The sequence below is a fragment of the Oleiphilus sp. HI0066 genome (assembly GCF_001635725.1).
This window is the reverse complement of sequence record NZ_LWFH01000574.1, coordinates 1-892: the sequence shown is the minus strand read 5'-3', so window position 1 is coordinate 892 and position 892 is coordinate 1. Positions and strand designations below refer to the sequence as shown.

Here is an 892-nt window from a genome sequence, read left to right as displayed (position 1 = left end):
CTGACTTGCTCATCGATTGAGAACAGAGGGATTACAGAAATATGGGCTTTGCTGACAGACTACTTTTCTTCTAATCAGGCTATCCTCGAAACAAAGCGTCAGCAGCAAAACGAAAAATGGTTGGACAGGCTCATCACAGAGCAGCTTCGACACGCTTTTGAGACCCATCAAGCCGTTCAAGAATCGCTCCCTCAACTGCAGGAACAAGTAATTTCAGGGAAACTCACTGCTTACGACGCAGCAAAAACCTTGATAGCACGCTTCAACGAACCACAATCATAAATTGAGCCAAAGCCTTACTGGCAGGCGTGGCGCAATCTACCTTGATCATTAAGCTGCGGTGTTATTACCGAGTTGATCTCCGTGAATTTTGTTTACCAGTAAGCCAAATAAAGCTGCTGTGACAAACATAATGACGCTATAAATAGCAGCTGGCGCGGCCATCACCCCGTTATTCAAAAGCATTGGAGACAAGGCAATGGCTATCGCCAAAGTACCATTGTGAACACCAATCTCCATACCAATCGCAATGCTCTGACGGAGCTCCAGCTTCAACAAGCGAGGCACGCCGTAACCAACGCCCAAACTAATCAGATTAAACGCTAGTGCTGCTGCACCAACAATCGCAAAGTACTGAGTAAACTGCTCCCAACTTTCCATCACGGCAACCACAACAACCAAGGCTAAGAATAGTGCCGACATAATCTTAACTGGCTTTTCCATGACCTCAGCAAAGCCTTTTCTAAAGCGCCGAATCGTCATCCCAATGCCGATCGGAATCAACACAATCGCAAAAACCTGAAGTACCTTAGAGAATTGTAAGCCGACACTACCTTGCTCGCTCATGAAGTAAAACAAACTCAAATTCACAATGATTGGCAGCGTAACAATG

The 892-nt window shown here is 45.7% G+C and carries 2 protein-coding genes; one reads left to right on the top strand and one right to left on the bottom strand.

Annotated elements, in window-relative coordinates; translation table 11 throughout:
- A partial coding sequence (locus A3738_RS30760; RefSeq protein WP_231876567.1) for a hypothetical protein occupies positions 1 to 282 on the top strand: 282 nt, incomplete at its 5' end.
- Between the two features lie 48 nt (positions 283 to 330).
- Here A3738_RS30760 and A3738_RS07685 read toward each other — a convergent pair.
- A partial coding sequence (locus A3738_RS07685) for a bile acid:sodium symporter family protein (RefSeq protein WP_197473686.1) occupies positions 331 to 892 on the bottom strand: 562 nt, incomplete at its 5' end.